General features: G+C 38.2%; 20 protein-coding genes, 1 tRNA gene and 1 riboswitch. Of the genes, 8 read left to right on the forward strand and 13 right to left on the reverse strand.

The genetic code is table 11. The features are described from left to right. Positions 1–156: 156 nt before the first annotated feature. Positions 157–645: a hypothetical protein gene (locus J2Z32_RS20700; RefSeq protein WP_210091107.1), complete on the reverse strand. Its 489-nt coding sequence runs from the start codon at positions 643–645 to the stop codon at positions 157–159. 84 nt (positions 646–729) lie between these two features. After that, positions 730–2,475, reverse strand: coding sequence for a DUF4127 family protein (locus tag J2Z32_RS20705; RefSeq protein ID WP_210091108.1), 1,746 nt, complete (start codon positions 2,473–2,475; stop codon positions 730–732). A gap of 220 nt (positions 2,476–2,695) precedes the next feature. On the opposite strand from J2Z32_RS20705, the gene J2Z32_RS22665 reads away from it, so the two are divergent. Beyond that, complete coding sequence (locus J2Z32_RS22665) at positions 2,696–3,097, forward strand: sigma factor-like helix-turn-helix DNA-binding protein (protein ID WP_210091109.1); 402 nt, start codon at positions 2,696–2,698, stop codon at positions 3,095–3,097. After that, on the forward strand, positions 3,049–3,264 hold the full coding sequence (locus tag J2Z32_RS20715; protein WP_210091155.1) for a hypothetical protein: 216 nt from the start codon (positions 3,049–3,051) through the stop codon (positions 3,262–3,264). Before J2Z32_RS22665 ends, J2Z32_RS20715 begins: the two co-directional genes overlap by 49 nt. A 122-nt stretch (positions 3,265–3,386) precedes the next feature. Here J2Z32_RS20715 and J2Z32_RS20720 read toward each other — a convergent pair whose 3' ends face one another. From J2Z32_RS20720 to J2Z32_RS20730, 3 genes are all read right to left on the reverse strand, one after another. Further along, a complete protein-coding gene (locus J2Z32_RS20720) occupies positions 3,387–3,848 on the reverse strand; it encodes a VOC family protein (RefSeq protein ID WP_210091110.1) in 462 nt (153 codons plus the stop codon). Between the two features lie 194 nt (positions 3,849–4,042). Further along, positions 4,043–4,115: transfer RNA gene (locus J2Z32_RS20725), tRNA-Lys, on the reverse strand. A 189-nt stretch (positions 4,116–4,304) separates the two neighbouring features. Continuing rightward, positions 4,305–5,075: an SDR family NAD(P)-dependent oxidoreductase gene (locus J2Z32_RS20730; RefSeq protein ID WP_210091111.1), complete on the reverse strand. Its 771-nt coding sequence runs from the start codon at positions 5,073–5,075 to the stop codon at positions 4,305–4,307. Positions 5,076–5,443: 368 nt separating this feature from the next. On the opposite strand from J2Z32_RS20730, the gene J2Z32_RS20735 reads away from it, so the two are divergent. Beyond that, a complete protein-coding gene (locus tag J2Z32_RS20735) occupies positions 5,444–5,578 on the forward strand; it encodes a LysR family transcriptional regulator (protein ID WP_210091112.1) in 135 nt (44 codons plus the stop codon). Between the two features lie 200 nt (positions 5,579–5,778). Here J2Z32_RS20735 and J2Z32_RS20740 read toward each other — a convergent pair whose 3' ends face one another. Beyond that, positions 5,779–6,834, reverse strand: coding sequence for an Atu2307/SP_0267 family LLM class monooxygenase (locus tag J2Z32_RS20740; RefSeq protein WP_210091113.1), 1,056 nt, complete (start codon positions 6,832–6,834; stop codon positions 5,779–5,781). Positions 6,835–7,070: 236 nt separating this feature from the next. Here J2Z32_RS20740 and J2Z32_RS20745 point away from each other — a divergent pair, with 236 nt between their 5' ends. Both J2Z32_RS20745 and J2Z32_RS20750 read left to right on the forward strand, forming a co-directional pair. Continuing rightward, a complete protein-coding gene (locus J2Z32_RS20745) occupies positions 7,071–9,686 on the forward strand; it encodes a beta-L-arabinofuranosidase domain-containing protein (protein ID WP_210091114.1) in 2,616 nt (871 codons plus the stop codon). A gap of 134 nt (positions 9,687–9,820) precedes the next feature. Then, a complete protein-coding gene (locus J2Z32_RS20750) occupies positions 9,821–10,717 on the forward strand; it encodes an AraC family transcriptional regulator (RefSeq protein ID WP_210091115.1) in 897 nt (298 codons plus the stop codon). Positions 10,718–10,743: 26 nt separating this feature from the next. Here the strand turns inward: J2Z32_RS20750 and J2Z32_RS20755 are convergent, their stop codons facing one another. From J2Z32_RS20755 to thiM, 4 genes are all read right to left on the reverse strand, one after another. After that, positions 10,744–12,039, reverse strand: a complete 1,296-nt coding sequence (locus J2Z32_RS20755; protein WP_210091116.1) for a serine hydrolase domain-containing protein — start codon at positions 12,037–12,039, stop codon at positions 10,744–10,746. Positions 12,040–12,696: 657 nt separating this feature from the next. Further along, positions 12,697–12,852, reverse strand: coding sequence for a hypothetical protein (locus J2Z32_RS20760; protein ID WP_210091156.1), 156 nt, complete (start codon positions 12,850–12,852; stop codon positions 12,697–12,699). Between the two features lie 40 nt (positions 12,853–12,892). Continuing rightward, positions 12,893–13,570, reverse strand: a complete 678-nt coding sequence (tenA, locus tag J2Z32_RS20765; RefSeq protein ID WP_210091117.1) for a thiaminase II — start codon at positions 13,568–13,570, stop codon at positions 12,893–12,895. 35 nt (positions 13,571–13,605) lie between these two features. Continuing rightward, entirely contained in the window at positions 13,606–14,418 is an 813-nt protein-coding gene (gene thiM / locus J2Z32_RS20770) for a hydroxyethylthiazole kinase (protein WP_245251667.1), read from the reverse strand. A 149-nt stretch (positions 14,419–14,567) separates the two neighbouring features. Next, positions 14,568–14,666, reverse strand: a riboswitch (TPP riboswitch). A 147-nt stretch (positions 14,667–14,813) separates the two neighbouring features. Here thiM and J2Z32_RS20775 point away from each other — a divergent pair. Both J2Z32_RS20775 and J2Z32_RS20780 read left to right on the forward strand, forming a co-directional pair. Next, a complete protein-coding gene (locus tag J2Z32_RS20775) occupies positions 14,814–16,241 on the forward strand; it encodes a non-oxidative hydroxyarylic acid decarboxylases subunit C (RefSeq protein ID WP_210091119.1) in 1,428 nt (475 codons plus the stop codon). Beyond that, a complete protein-coding gene (locus J2Z32_RS20780) occupies positions 16,238–16,465 on the forward strand; it encodes a non-oxidative hydroxyarylic acid decarboxylases subunit D (protein ID WP_210091120.1) in 228 nt (75 codons plus the stop codon). Before J2Z32_RS20775 ends, J2Z32_RS20780 begins: the two co-directional genes overlap by 4 nt. 131 nt (positions 16,466–16,596) lie before the next feature. On the opposite strand, the gene J2Z32_RS20785 is transcribed toward J2Z32_RS20780, so the two are convergent. The 3 genes from J2Z32_RS20785 to J2Z32_RS20795 form a co-directional block, all read right to left on the reverse strand. Then, on the reverse strand, positions 16,597–16,983 hold the full coding sequence (locus J2Z32_RS20785) for a VOC family protein (RefSeq protein ID WP_210091121.1): 387 nt from the start codon (positions 16,981–16,983) through the stop codon (positions 16,597–16,599). A 128-nt stretch (positions 16,984–17,111) separates the two neighbouring features. Next, positions 17,112–17,465, reverse strand: a complete 354-nt coding sequence (locus J2Z32_RS20790) for a hypothetical protein (protein ID WP_210091122.1) — start codon at positions 17,463–17,465, stop codon at positions 17,112–17,114. A gap of 298 nt (positions 17,466–17,763) precedes the next feature. Next, on the reverse strand, positions 17,764–18,117 hold the full coding sequence (locus J2Z32_RS20795; RefSeq protein WP_210091123.1) for a DUF2200 domain-containing protein: 354 nt from the start codon (positions 18,115–18,117) through the stop codon (positions 17,764–17,766). A 242-nt stretch (positions 18,118–18,359) separates the two neighbouring features. On the opposite strand from J2Z32_RS20795, the gene J2Z32_RS20800 reads away from it, so the two are divergent. After that, complete coding sequence (locus J2Z32_RS20800) at positions 18,360–19,406, forward strand: siderophore ABC transporter substrate-binding protein (RefSeq protein WP_210091124.1); 1,047 nt, start codon at positions 18,360–18,362, stop codon at positions 19,404–19,406. The last annotated feature ends 1 nt before the right edge of the window (position 19,407 follow it).

Below are 19,407 nucleotides of genomic sequence, written 5' to 3' on the forward strand. Positions count from 1 at the left end.
TTCGCTATACGTAGGTATCCTAGCTACGAAGGTGGCTTGGTCCCTCCTTCGGTCGGACTTACACCAACTAGATGATGCGTGCCTCTGGGCACGCAGGATAAATAAAAGCACCCTCATGTGAGGATGCTCTTAAATAAAAAAGTGAATATGAATCAGTTAAAAATCATAAACTCTAAAATCAAAAGTATATACCTTTGTTGCGTAATTAACAGAGTCTATTATGAAGTATACTGTTGCCCCAGGTGGAATTAGTGGGTTAATAATAATTCCTGGATTTGAGGGGTTACCAAAATCACTGGCATAAACCCTAAGTAGACTTCGCGTTGGTGTATAATCAATTTCCATACCTAAACGATAAGCACCATCAAAAGTTTGAGGTTGATAGAAAGCTCCAACATATTTTAAACTACCTGTGTTATTAGTCCACTTATACCAGTCTTCATCCGTACTACTGGCTAAATAAGAAGTGAATCTATCTCCGTTAAGCAATGGTATTGCTTGTGCTTTAGAATCCCCAAACCCTACTGCTGTAGGTGTTATTGTTGATATAGCTTCAGGAGTTGTTTCTGAAGCAAAAACTGACGTTGATGAAGTGAGTAGCAACATTGAAGTTAAAAGAATTGTGAGTATCTTTTTAATCTTCACTTCCATCTCTCCTTCTATCAAAGTAGAATCGGCCGATTCTACTCTATTATATACTATTTACCTAAAATTTAAAATAATAGTTTTTTAGTTAATATTATACATTTTAAAAACAACCTGTGGCTGTAGGGTAACTTCAAAGGCTCGCCCCCATGTAAAGGCTGGATTGGATTCATCAAGCGTAACATCCCCATAGGACGCATAATGCCACGTATGCTCATCAATTTTCCATATTTGCTTCGCTTCATGAAATTGGACTGATGAAAATGCTGGCTGTAAAGCTAATTGTGCAGTAGCTTGTTGCATTTCGTCACGTAATATCGCTGTAAATAAGGTATATTCACTAGGGGTGTGGAACAAAACTAGGTTTTGGTGTCCAGTAACATTAGTATATTTAGCGCGTTCATTAGACGCATTACGGATAACTGCAATCACCAGCTTTTTATAATAGTAATCCTTTAAAAACCGCTTGAACAATAATGAGCCATGTGCTGCTAGACTTGAATTCAAAAGAGAGATCGATGTTTCTTTTTTTAGGAAAATGTATCTAGCTTGAGCCATGCCTAGTGCAATACCTAGCTTATTGCCAGCAGTGTTCCAGCCACTATAACCAAACAATTGACCTGTTGCAGGGCTGTCCAACAAAGCCTTGGTTACAGCTTCATTCGCTGCCCCTCCACCTGTAAAATCAACAACAACCGTCGGAATTTGTTGGCTTGCGTTCGCCTCCATGACTTCTACTGCCGCTGGACTTTCTAATGGATCGGTAATTGCGATGACATGGACATCATATTGATGCTTTGAATCTGACTTTGAATTTGAATCTGAATCTGACTCCAATGTTCCGCCAATAATATCAATATGATGTACAATGTTCTGATGTACGCTCATATATTCATATGGATTAATAATCGTTGATCCATGGGGACCAAAATATGTTACGCCATACTTTAGTTTAGAATCGACACCATATAAGACTGTCGCCATTCTAGCAAGCAATGCATGTCCTAAACCATCCGCGTCCGGTAAAATAATAGCTTTATCTCGATTTTGCCCTTGATTACCTTCAAGCCATTCATTAATTTTACGTTCAATCCAGTGAATTTCATTTGCCTGCACCCCTGAAACATAGGCATCATCAACACCAATAGCTAAAAAGTCAATGATACCTTGCTTCGCTAGCTGCTCTAAAACATAACGATTAGTTTTAAATTTATGACGCCGCGCATTGTAATATTGCTCTTTATTAAAATAGATACTTTCTTCAAAGTAATCTTCATCTTCCTTCTTATCATAATCTTGCAAAATCGACTCAAAATCTTGCTCATCGGGGCGTGGCTGCTGCATTAAGCTTCTAGATTCGGTATAGGCATCCATCGTCAAGCCTTCTACTTGGACGGTAGTCGCAAGTCGCATAATTGTATCCATTACATATAACGGCTTTTGTGGATATTGCTCTTTAATTTGAGTTAATACCTCTAACAAATAATTTGCGGAAGGATCATAATCTGGATAAGCCCCTCCTCCATTTGAACGAAGACGACGACTACCAATTAAACCACCGTACACAAGCATATCTATTGAAATAATAAATCCATCCACTTTATGAGCATTTTGCTCAATAAATACACGTAATTGCTGTGGGTCCCCAAAGCTTGGATTGTATGTACTTGTAACCCGTGTGCCTTCAGCCGTCATCGCTGTGTCTAACCTATTTTTAATATCCTTGGCGTGTGGCGTAATTACCGAAATCCCTGCACTTTTCCCTTGCATAATAACATCGTCCAAGTTTACAGGTCTGTCATCCAAAGGAACATACAATACTTTTTTCATTATTAACACTCCTTAAATAGATAAGATAGGCATTATTTTGTGCCCTCATATATATAGGAGCTTTATTGCCTTACATTACAACCTTATTGTAAAATATGGTATAATAAGAACAAATGTTCTATTTTGGTTGTAAAAATATATTTATTGTTACCCTATAGGTATACATAATTAATTCAGTAATTAAAAAAAAGCTAAAAAATGAATAGGAGGAATTAAAACTGTGACGAGATTAAAAGAGAAGAAAAGTATATTTCAAGCCTATCAGACAGAAATATATCGTATTGGCTGGAGAGTACAATACAGAGCTAAAAAAATTCGCAATCATGAGATACCTTATCAGGATACAAACACGATCAGCTCCAAGACTCGTTTGCAATCCTATTTACCATTAGGTTTACAGTCAAATTTACAGTGTGATTTTACTACGCAAGTAGACAACAAAATTTTAGTTAATGACCTTATCAGCAGCTTACCTCCTAAGGGAAGATTAATTTTACATAAGCTGTATATTCAAGATCAGACTGAAGCAGAAGTGTCTAAGGATCTTAATTTGAGTCAACAGGCGGTGAATAAATGGAAAAGAAAAATGCTTCAACAATTATCCCAGACAGTCAATTCATAGCATTGCTGGAGGCAACAAAAAATGATGATCAAGAAGCAACAATGAAATTAATTGAACTTTTTAAAGATGACATTCAAAACTCAAGTAAATACATACATCTGCCCCAAGAGGAAGCAATCGCTTCTATTATTGTAGAGTTTTTAGCTTACGTTAAAGAAAATTGGTGATCTGCTATAAAAAAGTAGCTGTATTGGATTGTACATGCATTCCATTACAGCTACTTAAATTCTAAATCTAGGTCTAAGTAAAGCTTTATACTTGGTCTTATCCTCTTCTTTCCTTTTAAGCTTTAAGCTTCTAGGCTTCTACCATGCTGTAATTCCCACTGTTTCCAAGCAACAACACCTAATTCAGGCTGCGGTTCATCGGGTAAAATGGATATGAATTCCAATGTGTGTCCATCAGGATCTGAGAAGTATATAGCAACAGCCGGCATCCATCCAAACACAAATGGTTCCTCCGTACCATCATTTAAAAAATTACGTACTTGAATACCACGTTCCTTTAACCAAGGAACAATGCCTTTCATTTTTTCATTTGAGGTTTCAAATGCATAATGTTGGGAAATAATTTGATTCGGTTCCTTCTCCCATAAACCTAACATCGCTTTTTTAGGACCGCCCAGCCAATAAAAACGACAACGTCTATTATCCTCATAGGCTAAAGTTAATCCTAGCTTATTTTCATAAAAGTCTGCTGATCTTTCTAAATTAGCAACATTAATATGTGTTTCAAACAAGCCTGTAATCATAATTTAACCTCTTTTCTATAAGTTAATTTTTTATTTACATATATTCTAGCAAGCATTAATAATGTATTTTAACATAAATTTTACCAATTATTCATATTATATTTACTAAAAAATCATAATCAGATTTGCTTAGAGATTTATTTTTCAAAATATAAACACAAAAAAAGAACGATATCTACTATCGTTCTCTGCTATGGATTGTCAGGGACTCGAACCCTGGACCGCCTGATTAAGAGTCAGATGCTCTACCAACTGAGCTAACAATCCACAATATGAGTGTAAAGTTACATTTAAAATATTGGTTTCAATGTGACTTTACTTTAAGGAATTAATTTACTTTCGTCAAAAGCGACTCCTATAATATATAATATTCCAGAGGGCGTGTCAACATTTTTTTAAATAAAAAACCGCAAGCTTACTCCAAATTTCAGGAGAAACAAGCGGTTTATTCTTGTATTACATAAATTTGCTCAAATCAGGATAACCTGTGACGGCCCAACCCCCGTCTACAATTAGACTGGCGCCATTGACATAGGAGGCTTCGTCACTAACCAAGAACAGGGCTGGCCCCGTCATTTCTTTAGGATCAGCTGCACGGCGCATTGGAATGCGTTCCATATAAGCTTCATTGATAGCTTCAACATTCGTTAATCCACTTGTCAGCGGTGTAGCAACCAACCCAGGCAAAAGGGCATTCACGCGAATTTGATGCTGCGCCAGTTCTAACGCGGCATTCTTAGTCAGCATCTCTACACCTGCTTTCGCTGAGGAATAGGCTGCGCCGTAGAACATAGGAACATGGGAGTTCAGCGATGCCACGTTAACAATGGCTCCACCGCCGTTTTCCTTCATATACTTGGCTTCATGCTTAACGGACAGGAATACTCCCTTTAGGCACAAGTCAACTGTGAAGTCCCAATCCTGTTCACTTTGGTCAACAATTGCTCCCGGCTTTGAAGCACCAGCCACATTAAACGCAAAGTCAAGTTCACCAAATTTCTCCACCGTTTTTGCCACCAGCTCTTCAATATCTGCTTCCTTCGTCACATTCACCATACAGCCAATGACTTTGTCTGCATGGACTTTCTCAATCTCGGCAAGCTTATCCTTATTCAGATCAGCAATGGCCACTCGTGCACCTTCATTGAGCAACGCTTCAACAATTGCATAACCTATACCGGAAGCCCCGCCTGTAACAATGGCAACTTTATCAGTAAATTTTCCCATTATTTATCCCTGCTTTCCTCGTTTATAGTATCCATTTGTGTAACGTTTGTTTATTGGTTTAAGCCCATTTAGAAACATACTATTATACTATTATTTTAATTTTTCACATTTTTTATAAGTTCTTTGAAGCTTTCATTAAATATGATCAGCTCCAGAAAAATTTGCTTTTTAGAGGCGTAAGTCTCATTAATGAAGCGCTTTCAAAAAAGATCATATAAACAAATGTGAAGACCACAACCACATATGCCTACCCTCACCTCCTTAATATAATGGTTATATCCATTATAACAATTTGTTTTACTTAACTAAAGTTATTGTATTTAAAGTATTGTTAACTATTACTTAACAAGGAGGACAGGGGTAAAGATATGAACATTGAGCAATTAGTCTATATCATTGAAGTGGCAAAAATGAAATCACTTGTGGAGACGGCAAAGATACTGAATGTGAGCCAATCCGCCCTTAGTCAGGCCATTACTCGGTTAAGGGCGAATTGCTCATGATGCCCAGTTTATCCAGGCTGTGCCCCTCAAATTAAGCAACGTTTCGTTCCGTTTCGGCTGGGTGAGATTATAGATGATTACAAATTATCAATTAAAGCACAGCGCTTTATAACGACAGTAGGAAATCGGTTGAGGCAACAACAAAAAGGGATGCCGTTTATGAGCATTAACTGAACGTCATTCAATATGCTATTCCTATGCTATTCCTTCCCTTGCTCCCACTCCGCAATTTCCTTGCGCACCAAAGGAGCTACCTCTGTACCAAATAAACGGATCGCCTCCATTACGTCAGCGTGTGGCATTGAGCCATGCGGCACATGTAATAAAAATCTTGTTACGCCAACATGCTTGCGAAGGTAAATGATTTTGTCAGCGACGGTTCGTGGATCACCGACATACAAGGCGCCATCAAACTGGCAAGCTGCATCAAAATCTTCACGATGATAAGCGGGTAAACCTTTTTCAACCGCTCTAACATTCGTACGGGCATGCGTGGAAGGGAAAAATTTCTCCATCGCCTCCTGCGTGGTTTTAGCTACAAAGCCATGAGAGTGCGTTGCAATCGGAAGGGATGAGACGTCATGCCCTGCTTGGGCAGCAGCCTCTTTATATAACCTTACATGCTCTGCATAAGAAGAAGGATGAACGTTCCCGATAATCGCCAAGGCAAAAGGTAAGCCAAGCTGTCCTGCATGTATCGCGGATTCTTTTCTGCCTGCACTCGCAATCCATATCGGTAGTTGTGCTTGTACAGGACGAGGATAAATACCTAGGTTATGTATCGCAGGTCGATATTTTCCTTCCCAAGTTATTTTCTCCGATTTCTGAAGTTGTAATAATAGGTCTAATTTTTCCTCAAATAACTCTTCATATTGATTCAAATCACAACCAAACAATGGGAACGATTCCGTAAAAGACCCTCTTCCGATCATCAGTTCTGCTCGTCCATCCGAAACGCCATCTAAGGTGGAAAAATCTTGAAATACACGTACAGGATCGGAAGAAGATAAAATCATCACTGCACTTGTTAATCTTATATGTTTTGTACGAGATGCCGCCGCTGCCATCACCACAGCAGGAGATGAAGCCGCAAAATCTGGACGATGGTGTTCACCAACTCCGTATACATCAAGCCCCACCTCATCGGCAAGTATAATTTCCTCTACCACCTCACGCAATCGCTTCGCATGACTCATCGTTTCTCCAGTTACAACATCGGGTGTTGTTTCTGCAAAGGTGCTAATCCCTAGTTCCAACGCCTTATCCCCCTTAAGCTAAATCTTTAATTTATAAAAATTTAATAAATTCAACTTTAAAAGTATATCATTTCAAGTCAAGGTCAACACACCACGAAAAAATAATATCGACAAATCTAACTTTTTTACACTTATTCAAACCTTGCTCCATTTACATATATTGAGTGAAAAAGCTAAGCTTAATTTGTAATGCACTCCCTAATCACATCAGAAATAAAAAGGAGACTCTACCGAAAATGTTAAAAAATAATTCCTTTGTGACACTCCCACTAGGAACCTTACAGGACTTCCCGATGAATCAAGTACAAATGACGGATACCTATATTTCAAACGCCTTTGACAAGGAATATCGTTATTTAAAAAACTATGAGCTAGATCGTCTTTTATCTGCATTTCGTCAAACTCGGGGGTTAGCTCCAAAGGCCGCAAACTATCCTGGCTGGGAAAATACTGAAATCCGAGGGCATACACTTGGTCACTATATGACCGCTATTGCACAAGCTTATCTAAACAGTCATGATTCAGAATTTCTAGACAAAATCAATTACATTCTAGATGATTTAGAGATATGTCAATTTGAAAGCGGATACTTATCTGCTTTTCCTGAACAGTTATTTGATAATGTAGAAAATAAGCAGCCCGCTTGGGTACCATGGTATACGATGCACAAAATTATCGCAGGACTTGGTGCCATCTACAAAGTAACTCAGCATGCTACAGCTTATAAGATCGTCAGTCAGCTTGGCGATTGGGTATACAACCGATCTTCGGCTTGGTCACCCGAAGTACATCAGCAGGTGTTATCTGTAGAGTATGGCGGCATGAACGACTGCTTATATGAGCTATATAAAATCACAAAAAATGAAAATCATCTATTTGCAGCACATCAATTTGATGAATTAACGTTGTTTGAGCCAATATCAGGGGGCAAAGATATTTTAAAAGGCAAACATGCCAACACCACCATCCCTAAATTCCTTGGTGCATTAAATCGCTATCTTGTACTTGGGGAAAGCGAAGTTTTTTACTTACAATCCGTGATAAAATTTTGGGATATGGTCGTTCATCATCACAGTTATATTACAGGCGGGAACAGTGAATGGGAGCATTTTGGCGAGCCAGATATTTTAGATGCAGAACGCTCTAACTTTACGGCAGAAACGTGTAACACCTACAACATGCTTAAACTAACGAAGGAGCTATTCAAATTAACAGGTGAGGTTAAATACGCCGATTTTTACGAAAATACATTTATGAATGCGATCCTCTCCTCACAGCATCCACATTCAGGCATGACAATGTATTTTCAACCGATGGCAACTGGCTATTTTAAGGTGTATAGCTCTGCATTTGAGCACTTTTGGTGCTGTACAGGAACGGGCATGGAGAGCTTTACGAAGCTAAATGACAGCATTTATTTTTATGATGATAAAAATATTTATGTGAACCAATATATTAGCTCCATCGTTGAATCTCCAGAACATGGCGTAAAGCTGGAGCAGGTGTCGGCACTTCCTATACAGGATATCACCACCTTCCGTATCACCTTGTTACCTAATACAAAAAGTGGAGATGGAGATAAAAGTAAAAGTGAAAGTGCCTCCTTTGCACTACGCCTACGGTTACCAGATTGGCTTGCAGGTCAAGCACACGTTACGGTAAATGGTGAATTGTATTCCTATAAAATTGAAAATAACTATGCTGTTTTAACACATCCTTGGCAAAATGGAGATGAAATCTGTATTCAATTGCCTATGAAGGTAACTTATCATTCATTACCTGATGCCCCCCATGTGTTAGGCTTCAAATATGGGCCAATCGTGCTTAGTGCAGCATTAGGCACAGCAGATATGAGTCAATCTGCCACTGGGGTGAATGTCAGTGTTCCCACTAAAAATATGCTTGTCAAGGACTTTATAACACCTACACAAGCTACTGTCGAGGAATGGCTTAGCAATTTTGATCAAAATTTTGTACGTGTTAGTGAAGACTTGGTCTTTGAATTGCGGGGTACAGACGAGGATGCTAAACTTCAATTTACACCCCATTACAAACAGCATGAGCAGCGTTATGGCATCTACTGGAATTTTGTAGGTAAGGATTCCGCAGAGCTACAAGCACATATTTTACAAAGCAAGCAAAACCAGACGATTGCAGAGGCTACGATCGACAGCCTGCCAGTCGGAAATGATCAATATGAGCTAGAGCACCATGTACAGGGTGAAAATACAACCGTAACTGTATGGGACGGCTATACGGGAAGAGAAGCGGAAAATGGGGGCTGGTTTAGCTACCGTATGAAGGTGCTTGCAAATCAACCAAACTATTTAGCTGTCACTTATTTCTCTGGAAATAATGGTAAGGAAATTGAAATTTATGTTGATGATACTCTTATTGTTTCAGAAACATTAATGACTGAGCAAACACGAGCATTTTATGTTAAACGTTATTTGATTCCCACTGAATTAACCTCTGACGTTAACGAGATTGTCGTTCGGTTTGTGATGCCAAATAAGCGAAATGGCATTTATGATATTTTACGGGTGATGGATAGCTATAGTGAGCAAGCACAGCTTAAGCATTTATCCTTTAACACAGGGGTATGGTCTACCGCATTTGACCCTGCTCAGCATGAATACACGTTAACACTCCCTTCTGACCAAACAGAGGTGAGTATGTTAGCAACACCCGCTCATAAAAATGCACTACTATATGTCAATAACATTTTAATTGATGATACCCAAGCAAGAACGATGACGTTAACCAAGTCGATGACTAAGCTTGATATTTTAGTGAAGGCAGAGAATGTAAGTTATACTGAGGAATATAAAATCAACATACAGTTCACATGAAGTTAATATGAGTCTAATTATATTAATTATAAATCTAGTTATTTTAGCTATGAAGTTCGTTATAATGAGAGCATAAGTAAACCTAAGTCTGCAAAGTAAAAGTATAATGGGTGGAAAGTGAGGGAGCAACCTACATGACTGCATATCGTATCATGGTGAGCAAGCCTGTCAAGATGGAGATCACAGGGAAATTTGTTGCTCCATCTGAAGATTGGAAGCATATGAATCGAATTCTTTTTGATTATGAGCTAGTCGTAGTCACAAAAGGAACGTTATATATGTCCAATGGAGAGCAGCAATTTCTGGTTAGCCATGGCGAATATTTGCTGTTGCCCCCTCTCTCCCCCCAATATGGATATAAATCATCAGATTGCAGCTTTTATTGGCTTCATTTTTCAACGGAGCATGGTGTACAAGCAATCAATTTATCTACATCTACTAGCAATATAAAATTAACTGGGGATACTTCTGCTTTAAGTCATGCAGATGCTGGGGAAATTGTAATTCCACAATACGGGAAGCTAGCAAGTGTGGAAAAGATGATTGTCCTAATGAAGCAGCTTCAGGATTGCGTTCGGGAGTACAATGAGCAGACCTTAAATGATTACATGACCACCACCATTTTATGTGAATTAAATAATCAAGTCTGGGCGTTATCTAAGGAGCACAATCAACGTAGTCAACGTAAGCAGGATCAGCTTTACAATGACATCGTGGATTATATTAAATGGAGTCGCAGCGAACCTCTAAAGGTTTCACAAATCGCGCAGCATTTCAATTATAATGAAAAATATTTATCCCAACTGTTCCGTCAAAAGTCTGGTATCACTTTAAAGCAATATATGCTAGAGCAAAAAATGGAGCTAGCTAAGTTTTTATTAACAGACACGAATCAAAATATTAATGAAATTGCAGCACAGCTTGGTTACACAGATAGCCATAATTTTATGAAATCCTTTAAAAAAATAGTAGGCTTAACACCTACTGAGTTTCGTAATGCTTATGCAAAAAGATTACTTTTTTATGAGTAAAATCTTATAGGGCGTTTTTCCGATGATTATTTTTTAGTATATCCCCATAATGACATCTTACCATCCGCCGCTTGCTCTAAAGTATAGGGTGTTCTTTGATCACAATCTATTCTTAGAAATTGATGGTTACCAATTGGAATGATAGGGATTTGCAGTTCATTATTAAATCGGTTTAATGACCATTTACCGTTAGAGTGCCTTAATTCAAGCTTGCCCTCAATATATACCCCTTCATATGTAGCGATTTCTTCTTCTGTTAAAGAGACTTCCTTATGCTCTAATGGTTTTTCTGTTGAACCTGTAAATATTAAATCGCAAAGTGCACTTGCCATCTTATATTGATTTCCAAAGCTAGTATTAGACAAAATAATAATACTTAAATCGTCATCAAAGCCATGCAGCATATACGTCATTACCCCAATAAAATCACCGCCATGAGCATAACATAAGTGATGATGAAATTGCTGTTTCTCTAGTCCATAGCAATAGCCATTTAGATTTTCACCTAAATAGAATTCATACCCCTGATGAGAGAGTAGCTTTTGTTGCAACAAGCATTGATTCCATTTATACAAGTCTTGGCAATTAGAGACAATCCCTGCTGCGCCGATGCTAAATCTTTCATTGCTATATTGCGCTTTTACTACACCAGTCCACTCATATTCGTACGGGAATGCTCTATTTTTAATGACATTCGTTCCTGTATCCACATAAGTATTAGTCATGCCAAGTGGTTTGAATATGTTGCCATCTAGATATTGATCAAAGCTTTGCCCACTCACATACTCTACAATCCATGCTAATACGTTATAACCAGCATTATTATATTCATACTTACAACCAGGTTCAAAAGCTAGCGGTCTATCGATAAATTCATCAAAATATTGCTGTTTCACATAAGTATTTCGGTTGTACACTCCAAAAAAGTCTTCTTCAAAATTATAAGATTGAGATAGTCCAGAAGAATGGCTTAACAGGTGATGGATCGTTATCCTGCTATCTATGGCTAAGTTAGGAGGAAGATAGTTGTTAGCAGAACTATGAAGGTCTAACTTTCCCTGATCCCATAACTGCATAATCGCAAAAGCCGTAAATTGCTTCGTGATTGATGCTAAACTAAAATTTGTATTTATCGTGTTGGGGACCTCGAATTCATAACATGCCATGCCCGATGCAGTTTCTAATAAAACCTCGCCTTCCTTAACAATATAAATTACACCTGAGAAATCCCACCTTGCGATATAATCCTTTACATATTGCGCAAGCAAATGCTTAGTGGTTTCCGTTTCAAACCCTCCCTTCGAATAAAAAAGCCTATTCATCTTCTTTATTATGAACAGACCTTACATTGTAATCAACAAATATTAGATTAACATGAAATTATAATAGTACATTTATTTAATCTCATCTAGGCAACGCCGTTAGATTTGAGACAATCGCAACCAAAAAGACCACAGGAAGATAAAATAGAAGTCACATTCCGCTATGCTTATCTGCTTTCATTTCCTAAAATACCAGTACAGAATATTAATGAATTTCATATCGCTTATGAGAAAGGAGTTTGAATCATGAGCACTACACGCAAAAAATCAGCAATGTCCACGTTCTTTAATTCTCTTAGCATTTTATTCTACCCTTTCCAGCGAATGACAAAAAGAGCCTACATGAATGTAGACTCTATGTTATAATTTAGCTTGTACAACACACCTTGAGTGGGTGCGGTTTCCTCCAGGAAGGAGGTGTACCGTATGAGCTTCTCTTTTTCCGATGTCATTATGTTTGCAGCTTTTATTATTGCACTTTTAACATATATTGATAGAAAAAAGAAGTGACCCACTCCAAGGTTGACAGCCTGTGGGTCACTTCTTCATGATCTAAAACTTTCATGGAGGATAACCCCACTCAAGTTGTTTGTACAGAGGACGGTTGGCTGACCGTCCTTATTTCTATTCTTATCTTAACACAATGGATTTTAATCCTCAATCCATTACTACTTGCATTGTGCATCTACAATTAACAATTTCTCCAGCTTCCCCATTTGGATCATCTTCCCCCGTCGAAGCTTGATTGCTTATCTCTTGTACTAGCAGTGCTCTTTCCGATGGTGTTCTTCGTGCTTCAATTGCCTTTTCCAAATCACATTTTGGACCTGTCCTTTGATCTAGTCCTTCTAATTTATAACTTATACGATAATTCAGTTTTATAAGCCATATCCCAAAATAAATATTCAAACTGAACACTCGCAACAAATATATCTTCGATTTTTTGACGGTGCTCCTCTGACTTATTTGCTACTAAGGCATCTAACGTATCAAACATCCATAAAAATGTTTCGTCAAATTCTTCGTTAGCGTAATTATCGATCCATGATTTATAGTAATTTTGTTCAAGTTGATCAGAATACGTTAGTTTTAAACGCTGGGCGAAGTCTGCATATGTCCATGCACAAGGCAGGATCGTAGCAATAATTTCATCTACACCCCCACTTTGACCCACGGCTAACATATTTGCCGTATAGGTCTGATTGTACAATGATGGCTTAGTGTCTGTGATATGCGCTGGGGAAAGACCAAAGTCAGCCATATATTTACGATGCAAAGCCAATTCGTCATTTAAAATACTATATTGAATCGTACTAAATTTAGTCATCAAAGATTCATCCGTTGATTTTAGCGCCCCTAACGCAAATACCTTCGCATATTGGAGCAGGTAATGATAATCTTGAACCAAATAAAACTCAAACTTACTTTTATCAAGAATACCTTGTCCTAGCTCCTGTACAAAGGGATGATAGTAGCAGTCCTCCCATATTCCTAATGCTTTTTCTTTTAGACCTTTTGAAAATGAATTCATCGTTTTCCTCCACATTCAAATGTTGTAGGTAATAATTACAAAAATCTAGCTTTTTGTTCTAAAGCTTGGGCATCCATTTTACTAACTGCATCATGTAGTGCCATATGAAAGCTACCATTCCCTATATGTCCCGCGGCTTCATGCGCAATTTCACCTGCAATCCCCATAGTTAACAATGCTGCAACAGTCGCGTCAAAAGGCTGCTTAGGGTTAGCACCACAAAAGGAAGCGATAAGCGAAGAACACATACAGCCTGTTCCAGTCAAATTGGATAACATCGGGTGTCCATTTTTAATGCCAACGACTTGTTCTCCATCTGACACAATATCTATTGCGCCTGTAATTGCAACCACACACTTTAGCTTCAAAGCAACCTTTTTGGCAATAGCGATCGCATCATCCAAATTGTTAGTATTCGCTTCTGCGGCATCTACACCTTTTGTCCCTGAGTGTAAGTGTGCAAAATACTTAATTTCAGAAATATTTCCGCGTAACACATCAATGTTAAGCTCATCAACTAGCTGTAATGCCGTATCATTTCTTAAGCGTGAAGCCCCTACACCAACGGGATCAAGTACAATTGGAGTCCCCACACTATTTGCCTTCTTGCCCGCCTTTTTCATCGAATAAATCGTTCTAAAATGAAGTGTCCCCATATTCAGTAGTAAAGCTGAAGAAATACCTACAATATCCTCCACCTCATCCGATGAATCCGCCATCACAGGCGAAGCACCAATTGCCAACGTGATATTGGCACAATCATTGACAGTTACATAATTCGTGATGTGATGAATCAATGGCTTGGTATCTCTAACTTTATTAATTAAGTGATAGGTTTCATTACTCAACAAAAAAACCTCCTAGTAATTTTTGTAATCAAAATAGCTCAAGCCTAAAAAAACTAACATGACTAACAAAACTAAAAAAAGCGCTCACCTATGGTAAGCCCCTTTTCGAAAAAAGATTGCTTACGCTAAGACAAGCGCTCTGAACAGCCACAAAATAAACAGATGCTTCCCTACGCCGGTCTTAACCAACAGGTTCAAAGGGTCAGGTTTTACCTTCTCAACGCTACAGCGTCCCCCCGCAAAAATTTGTATGAAATTAAAATCCTAGTTAACACAATATCCTAATTCTATCTAAATATCAATATTTTACCTCAATATTCTTTTTGGTATATTAGAGATAGATGGATATTTTTCCATTTATTATAATTTCATAATAATGATAGGAGGATACACAAATGGGTTATAGAGATTTAAGACAATTTTTACAGCTGCTTGAATCGGAAAATCAATTAGTACGTATTCATGATCAAGTCATGCCTGAACCTGATTTAAGTGCCATTGGTCGTGCTGCACCCAACATGGAAAATGGACCTGCTGTGCTTGTTGAAAATATAAAGGGCTACAAAACGCCCCTTGTTCTCAACGTACATGGCTCTTGGCAAAATCATGCCTTAATGCTGAACTTACCCAAGGATACCCCTGTAAAAGAGCAATTTTTTGAACTAAAAAGATTGTGGGACCAATATCCTATAAAACCGGTGTGGGTAGATAAAAAAAATGCCCCCATAAAGGAGGTTATCATTGAAGATAATATCAATTTATTTGAAGTTCTCCCTTTATTCCGAATTAATGAGTTTGACGCGGGTTTTTATCTCTCAAAAGCACTCATTGTAAGTAAAAACCCAAACAACCCTAACAGCTATGATGAGCAAAATGCAGGAACTTATCGGATTCAGGTTAAAGGAAAAGATAAAGTTGCAATCCAACCACTCCCCTTTCACGACATTGCCATCCACCTACGAAATGCTGAGGAAAAAAATGAACCTCTGCCCATTGCGATTTGTTTAGGTAACGATCCCGTCTTAAGCTTTATGTCCAGTACCCCCATCGCTTATGTTCAATCTGAATATGACTTTGCAGGCGCGTTAAAAGGGGAACCTATTGAATTAACAAAAAGTGAAGCTGGTGATCTCGATATCCCTGCTCGTAGTGAAATTGTGTTAGAGGGTTACATTGAACCACGGATACGAGAAATAGAGGGGCCCTTTGGTGAATTCCCTGGAAGCTATTCTGGTTCTCGTTTACAGCCTGTTGTTAAAATAACAAAAATAACACATCGTCAAAATCCAATTTTTGAAAACTTGTATTTAGGAATGCCTTGGACAGAGCTTGATTATTTAATTGCATTAAATACAAGCATCCCACTTTATGATCAATTAAAACGCGATTTCCCTGAGGTAGAAGCGGTGAATGCAATGTATACCCATGGAATTGGCGTCATTGTATCTACTAAATCTCGTTTTGGCGGCTATGGGAAAGCAGTTGCAATGCGCTTATTATCCACGCCACATGGCATGCCTTATAGTAAAATCGTAATCGTGGTGGATGAATTTGTTGATCCATTTAATTTAGAGCAGGTGATGTGGGCGTTAACGACACGTGTGCGTCCAGATAAGGATGTGTTCAAAATCCCCTATGCCCCAGGCATGCCACTAGATCCCTCCTCTGAGCCAGCAGGAATGCACACCAAATTAGTCATTGATGCCACGACACCTGTAGCACCCGATTATGGACGGGAAACGGAGTTATTAGCTGTACCTGTAAAAACCGAGGAATGGTCCGTAATTTTACGTAGCTTAATTAAAGAAGGGAGTAATCATTGATGATTTGTCCTAGATGTGACTCTAAAAATATCGAGTTGTTAACGAAAGCACCCGTTGATGATGCTTGGGAAGTGTTTATTTGTGAAACCTGCTATTTTTCATGGAGAAGTACTGAAGGGGAAAATATTACAAACCCTGAAAAGTATGATCAACGATTTAAATTAAATCCTGCTAACTTTGAGAAGCTAGATAAAATACCACCAATTCCTGATTTTAAAAAATAGAGAGAGAATCACGTGGTATGTTCCCAGCTAGTATGATCTCCAGTTTCCTTTTCAGGAGGAATTATGAAGTCATAATACTACAACAACTCCAATAATTCCTCCTACAAGGATTGATGTTGAATATCTATGTTCTATTGCTTTTTCTCCACAATCGCAAAATAATTATTTTCGGGATCCGCAAAGTTAAATACTTTTTCACCCGTTGGCATTTGAACCATGTCCCCTACGGTAATTCCTTTATTCTTAAATTCACCATACAATTCCTCCAAATTATCCGCAAATAAAAGAATCGAAGGTGTGCCTAAATTCAACTCAGGTTGCATCTCCGCAATCACTTGCTTGTTATGTAACACAAAGCTTGTTTCAGCAGCTTTACTTGGTGCAATTTCGATCCATCGGAAATCTTCATCTTTCCCACTCTCAGCAATAACACTAAAGCCCACCTTCTCTGTCCAAAAACGAAGTATTTCATCTTGATTATCCACATACAACATAACTTGTCCAATGCGATGAATCATACCAATCTCTCCTTAACATGTTGTAATGTACGGGCTATAAATATCCTTTAACTATAAGAATAGCGTATCCAAATGAATAAAATCTATTTCAAATTTAAGGCGGCAATAATACAGCCATGAGATGACAGCTATCTGGAGGGCGAAAAATAACGTTCAAGTTCCAGCACAAAATGAAATACAGTGTAGCTGAGCATACCATAGCTCAAAATGAGGACAACTACAACAAATTGCTGTGTAACAAAACCAAGTGTAACATTGGCAACAAGATAACCTAGTCCTACCAATGAGGCGACTGATCTACTCCACCCGAGCGAACTCCGATTATTATTTTTCTGCTTACGCCAAAGGGTGTTCGTCTGCCTTTTGGCTTTTTTGCGGTTCCGTTTTAGATAATCATACAGTGCAAATCCGTATGCAAACAAAGTTCCAATTGCAAAAAGCGGAGTATCCAAATTCAGCATGGAATAGGCAAATAGTTGCATGATAAAAAGTAAACTAAGACTGCAAACCACCCCAAATACGCCTCTAAACACAACGTAGCTCTTCTGCAAAAATACTGGAAACAAAATCAGTAGCAATGCCCATATGTTCATTATAAGCAAAGGGGGGAAAAGAAGATATCTATAGAGCCTTTCTGTAGGCACCGCTAAAATAGGTATCAGCACAAATACATTAAGAAAAAAAAGAACCAGAGTTGCAGCATGAAAGCGAATTTGACTGGGAGATGGCATTAGCCGTGATGCAGGTTTCATAGTAAAGCTGCTCCCTTCTTTTCTCTTTTTATTTTTCCTTCCGCAAAATCTTCTCCATTGCTTTTCCCTTCGCTAACTCATCAATCAGCTTATCTAAACAACGAATTTCTCGCATCGTTGGTTCTTCAATCTCCTGCACTTTCACACCACAAACCACACCTGTAATTAAAGATCGTAGCGGGTTAAGCTTGGCTTCTGCAAAAAAGGTTTCAAAATCTGTTTTCTTTTCTAGGTGTGACTCTAACTCTTCTTGACTATATCCTGTCAACCAACTAATGATTTCATCAACTTCTAATTTTGTACGTCCTTTTCGCTCTGCCTTCGCAACATAATGAGGGTATACACTGGCTACACTTGTTGTATAAATTCTATGTTTGTTCATGTTCATTCCCCATTTATATCAATATAGTTTTTATCTTTCACAGTATACAATACAAGCACGCTAAAAGGCACTCCGTTATCATTTGAAAAATGATGTTACTCAGGAAAAATCGATGATGGGTTGAAAAATATTTCTAATTTGATATAATGAAAACCATTGAGATTGAGAATCAATATCAATTATTGGTTTCATCAAAAATACATAGCTTGTCAGGCAAGCTCAAAAACAGGGGGATATATACAATGAGAAAGAACAAGGTTTCAAAATTATTAATGATTTGGGTGGCGGTCTTTGCTTTGGCGTTAACAGCATGCTCAAACTCAACGAATAAATCTGCTAATTCTAGTACTACAAAATCAGATACGACAAGTACTAATGCGGCTACGACCACTGCACCATCAACCGTTGAAATTACAGATGCTCATGGGAAAGTGACTGTTCCTATTAATCCAAAAAAGGTGGTTGCTCTTGATAACAGAACTTTTGAAACTTTAGCAGCTTGGGACGTTAAAATAGTAGCCGTGCCAAAGGACGTTATGCCTACAGATTCCCCTTATGTAAAGGATGATGCAGTACAAAATATTGGGAATCATCGTGAACCTAATCTTGAATTATTAGCATCTGTAGATCCAGATCTTGTCATTGTTGGACAAAGATTTGCTAGCTTTTACGAGGATATTAAGAAGTTAGTGCCAAATGCCGCAGTGATTGACCTTAATTTTGATGTTTCTGGTAAAGAAGGTCAACCTGGAGAAAACTTAGTTAACGGACTTAAAGATGCAACCACGAATTTAGGTAAAATTTTTGATAAGCAAGAAGATGCAGCTAAATTAAATGCCGAGTTAGATACCGCGATTGAAGCAGCAAAATCCGCATACAATGGAACAGATAAGATTATGAGTGTTGTTGTATCTGGTGGCAACATCGGATTCTCTGCTCCACATTCTGGACGAGTATGGGGACCATTGTATGAAATTTTGGGTTGGACTCCTTCTCTAGAAGTTGATAAATCTTCTTCGGACCATCAAGGTGATGAAATTTCGGTTGAAGCAATTGCACAAAGCAATCCAGACTGGATTTTTGTATTGGATCGTGATGCTGCTATCTCTTCTTCAAAAGATGCTGTCCCTGCTCAAGATGTAATTGATAAAGCGCCGGCTCTGAAAAATACAACTGCGATTACTAAAGGGCAAATTGTTTATGCTCCAAATGATACTTATACCAATGAATCTATCGAAACGTTTATCGAATTAATTAATAACGTAGCGACAGCATTAGGTAAGAAATAAA

Source organism: Paenibacillus turicensis (assembly GCF_017873435.1).
Lineage (GTDB): Bacteria > Bacillota > Bacilli > Paenibacillales > Paenibacillaceae > Fontibacillus > Fontibacillus turicensis.